At 67.3% G+C, this 559-nt stretch carries 1 protein-coding gene; it reads left to right on the forward strand.

What is annotated here, in order from left to right; all coding sequences use genetic code 11:
• Positions 1–559 (forward strand): IS701 family transposase (locus tag D4B81_RS17910; RefSeq protein WP_161965308.1); only part of this gene is annotated, 559 nt, incomplete at both ends.

Genomic DNA, 559 nt, shown 5'->3' on the forward strand with positions numbered 1-559 from the left:
GCTGTGGAGGCGGCGCCTTCATCGACCGCCAGCTGTACCTGCCCCGGGAGTGGATCGAGGACAGGGCACGCTGCCAGGCGGCAGGGATACCGTCCTCGGTAGAGTTTCAGACCAAGCCCCAACTGGCCCAGCGCATGATCGAGCGCGCGCTCGATGCCGGGGTGCCTTGTGGCTGGGTCACAGGCGATGCAGTGTATGGCGGCGACCGGCGCCTGCGCGCGTGGCTGGAATCGCGCGAGCAGTCCTTTGTGCTGGCGGTTGCCTGCAATGAGCCCCTGTGGTGGCAAGGGCCCAACTACAGCAGCGCCCAGACCATCGCACAAGCGCAACCAGCAAGCGCTTGGCAGCGCCTCTCAGCAGGCGCGGGTGCCAAGGGCGAGCGGCTGTATGACTGGGCGCTGGTGCCGCTGTGGCGCCTGCAGCTCGATGAGCAGGAACGCAGCTGGGGACACTACCTGCTGGTGCGCAGATCCCTGGGCGAGAAGAGTGAGCATGCGTACTACGTCGTGTATGCCCGGCGCGACAAAGCCAGCGCCGCCAACCTGGTGCGGGTTGCAGG

This window comes from Ornithinimicrobium cerasi (genome assembly GCF_003702705.1).
Taxonomy (GTDB): domain Bacteria; phylum Actinomycetota; class Actinomycetes; order Actinomycetales; family Dermatophilaceae; genus Ornithinicoccus; species Ornithinicoccus cerasi.